The 3600-nt window shown below is 68.9% G+C and carries 3 protein-coding genes, 1 rRNA gene and 1 pseudogene; 4 read left to right on the forward strand and 1 reads right to left on the reverse strand.

Annotated elements, in window-relative coordinates:
- From ACLJOU_RS46805 to ACLJOU_RS46820, 4 genes and pseudogenes are all read left to right on the forward strand, one after another.
- A pseudogene (locus ACLJOU_RS46805) lies at positions 1-131 on the forward strand (lipoyl synthase); the annotation flags it as partial.
- A 44-nt stretch (positions 132-175) separates the two neighbouring features.
- Entirely contained in the window at positions 176-817 is a 642-nt protein-coding gene (locus tag ACLJOU_RS46810) for a DedA family protein (RefSeq protein WP_410575769.1), read from the forward strand.
- 25 nt (positions 818-842) lie between these two features.
- The gene (locus ACLJOU_RS46815; RefSeq protein ID WP_410575770.1) at positions 843-1712 is read left to right on the forward strand and encodes a patatin-like phospholipase family protein; all 870 of its coding nucleotides are present in this window, start codon (positions 843-845) and stop codon (positions 1710-1712) included.
- 104 nt (positions 1713-1816) lie between these two features.
- Positions 1817-3028, forward strand: coding sequence for a L,D-transpeptidase (locus ACLJOU_RS46820; RefSeq protein WP_410575771.1), 1212 nt, complete (start codon positions 1817-1819; stop codon positions 3026-3028).
- Positions 3029-3510: 482 nt separating this feature from the next.
- Here the strand turns inward: ACLJOU_RS46820 and rrf are convergent.
- Positions 3511-3600: ribosomal RNA gene (gene rrf, locus ACLJOU_RS46825) — 5S ribosomal RNA — on the reverse strand; the annotation flags it as partial.

The raw sequence follows: 3600 nt of genomic DNA on the forward strand, positions 1-3600 counted from the left end.
CGTCGTATCGCGCGGGGCGGCTGTACGCCCAGACCAAGGCCCACCGCGGCGAGGTGCTGCCGGAGAACCTGGCCCACCTCGCCGAGCAGGGCCCGGCTTCGCAAGAGGCCAGCTCACTGCTGGCCCGGTGACCCACGTCACCCCACCATCCTTAAAGGATCGGTAAAGTGGCGGCATGGCCCTGGTTTCGGACCTCCTCAGCTGGTTGCAAGGACTCCCGGAACCGGGGCTCGTCGCCGCGACCGGCGGCCTGGTGTTCGCCGAGTGCACGATCGGGCTGGGTTTCCTGGCCCCCGGCGAATCCGGGCTGCTCGTCGCCGCGACGACGGCCAACACCGTCCCCCGGTTCCTGGCCCTGTGGCTCGTCGTCACCCTCTGCGCGACGGCGGGCGACGCGCTCGGCTACGGCATCGGCCGCCGGTTCGGGCCGCGCCTGCGTGAGACGAAGCTGATCCGCAAGTACGGCCTGGCGGCCTGGGACAAGGCCACCGCGGTCCTGGCGCGCCGGGGCGCCTGGGCGGTGTTCTTCGCCCGGTTCCTGCCGGTGATCCGGACCCTGACGCCGGCGGCGGCCGGGACGTCCGGGCTGCCGTTCCGCAAGTTCCTGCCCGCCGCCGCGGCGGGCGCGTTCTGCTGGTCCCTGGTCCACATCGGCATCGGCGCGGCGCTCGGCGAAGCCGCCAAGCGCATCGAAGGCGCCTTGAACACCGGCGGCCTGATCGTGGTCGGCGTGCTCGCCGCCGCGGCCGTGTTCTTCCTGCTGCGCCTGAAGAAGCGCAAGGTGCTCGCGGAACCCGAACGCGAACGCGTGTCCTGACCGCGGGCTTACTACATTCGGCGGCATGAGTCTCGCGGATCTCCCCCGGCCGGTCGGCTTCGTCCTCGGCGGGGGCGGCAGCCTCGGCGCCATGCAGGTCGGCATGCTGCGCGCCCTGACCGAGGCCGGGCTCACCCCGGACGTCGTGACCGGGACGTCGGTCGGTTCGCTCAACGCGGCCGTGCTGGCGCGTTCCGGCGAAGACGCCCTCGCGCGGCTGCACGACATCTGGGCGCACATGACGCGCGCGGAGGCGTTCCCCGGCGGCGTGCTGAGCCGCGTGCGGACACTCACGCAGAGCAAGACGCACCTGTTCCCCAACACCGGCCTGGCCGGGATCATCGCCGACCACCTCGGCGCCTCGACGCGCTTCGAGGACCTGCCCCTGCCGCTCGGCGTCGTCACGACGCAGGTCGACACGGCCGAGCCGCTGCTCATCCGCTCCGGACGGCTGCTGGAGCCCCTCCTGGCGAGCTGCGCGATCCCCGGGATCTTCCCGCCGGTGGAGCACGACGGCCGGCTGCTGTACGACGGCGGGCTCGTCGCGAACGTCCCGATGCGGCAGGCGCTGACCATGGGCGCGAAGTCGCTGGTGGTGCTCGACTGCGCGTTCCCCGGCAAACTGCCGGACGCGCCGCGGACGTTCGCCGAGGTGATGATGTTCACCGCGATGATCAGCATGCGGAACCAGGCCGTGCTGGAGGCGCCGCTGGCGGCCGCGCAGGTGCCGGTGCTCTACCTGCCGGGGCCGGCGCCGGTACGTGTGAACCCGTTGGATTTCGGGCACACGGAAGCACTGGCGGAACAGGCGTACACGGCGGCCCGCGAGTACCTCGGCGCGGTTTCGGTGCGCGGCCCGGGACTCTACGGGGCTCCAGGTCTCGTCGTCACGTGATCCACGTCACGCCGATGCACCGATCCGCCGGCAAGAACGTCATCGCTATCGCGTAGTTTTGATGACGAATGCCCGCCGATCCCCGATTCCCAAAAAGAGATAATATGCTCCCCAAGAAGATTTTACTTTCGGTGGCCGGAATCCTCGCCGGGGCACTGCTGCTTTCCGCCTGTTCGTCCGGTGACGACGGTGGTTCGCCCGGCGGTGGGGCGCCGGTGTCGGGGTCCGCGGCGCCGGCCGACACGCCGGTCGCGGTGACGTTCGAGCCCGCGGGCGGCACGGCGGTGAACCCGGCGATGCCGATCGTCGTCAAAGCGGCCAACGGGAAACTCCTCGACGTCACGGTGACCAACGCGGCCAAGGGGAAGACGGTCGCCGGCAAGCTGGCGCCGGACGGGTCGAGCTGGACGTCCAGCGAGCCGCTCGGCTACGGCTCGACGTACAAGATCGTCGCGCACGCCCAGGGCGCCAACGGGAAGCCGGTCGAGCAGGACAACCAGATCACCACGCTGGCGCCGAAGAAGCAGGCGAACGCGAACCTGATCCCGGCGCCGTCGGCGGTGGCGAGCACGGGCGTCGGCGTCGGCCAGCCGATCGTGTTCAGCTTCGGCAAGGTCGCCGTGAAGAACAAGGCGGCGGTGGAGAAGGCCCTGACGGTGGAGTCGACCCCGAAGCATGACGGCGGCTGGTACTGGATCGACGACTCCAACGTCCACTACCGGCCGAAGGAGTACTGGAAGGCCGGCACGACGCTGAAGGTGACGGCGAAGATCTACGGCGTCGATTTCGGCGGCGGGGTGTTCGGCGCGGAAGATCGTACGGAAACGTACAAGGTGCACGATTCCTGGATCGCGAAAGCGGACGGGAACAGCGAGCAGATGCAGATCTTCCACAATGGCGCCATGGTGAAGTCGATGCCGATCTCGATGGGCAAGGACGCCACGCCGACCCACCTGGGTGCGCACGTGATTTCGGACAAGCAGGCGAACTACACGATGGATTCCTGCACGTACGGCGTCTGCCCGCCGGATCCGAAGGCGTACCGCTCGGACGAGAAGTGGTCGGAGCGCATCTCCAACGACGGTGAGTTCGTCCACGAGAACCCGAACAGCGTGGGTCAGCAGGGCAGTTCGAACGTGTCCCACGGCTGCATCAACCTGAACGACGCGAACGCCCAGTGGTTCTTCCAGAACATGGGCCTGGGCGACGTGGTCGAGGTGACGAACTCGGGCGGCCCCCAGCTCCCGGTCTGGGACCTGTACGGCGACTGGTCCAAGTCCTGGGCCGACTGGCAGGCCGGCTCCGCGATCAAGTAACCATCCGTCCCCTCCCGCTGTTCGAAGGGGGGTCAGGAGCTCCGCTCCTGACCCCCCTTTCCACACCCACGGGCCGCCTCACGTGATGCCCCCGCAGTCACGCGTGTCGACCCTCCAGACACGCGTGTCGACCCTCCAGACACGCGAGATGACCCTCCAATCACGCGAGTTCCGCTTCCAATCACACGAGATGCGGGTCTGCTCATGCGAGTTCGGTGCCGGGTCACGCCGGCGGCGGGCGTCGAGGGGCATCACGTGTGATTGGCGGGGCATCATGCGTGATTGGGGAGCCACCACGCCGGCCGGCTGGGCGCGACTCGCGTGACCCGGACCGGGACTGGCGTGTCTGGAGGGTCGACTCGCGTGATTGAAGGGTCGACACGCGTGATTGGGGGGTCGACACGGCTGTGGCCGGAAATGAGGGAAGGGCCTGGGCCGGGAGACTGTGGTCTCTACCGGGCCCAGGCCCTTCCTCAACGTAAGTTCGGCGGTGTCCTACTCTCCCACAACCCTTCGGTTGCAGTACCATCGGCGCTGTCAGGCTTAGCTTCCGGGTTCGGAATGGGACCGGG

The organism is Amycolatopsis sp. cmx-4-61, assembly GCF_046548775.1.
In the GTDB taxonomy this organism is placed as follows: Bacteria; Actinomycetota; Actinomycetes; order Mycobacteriales; family Pseudonocardiaceae; genus Amycolatopsis.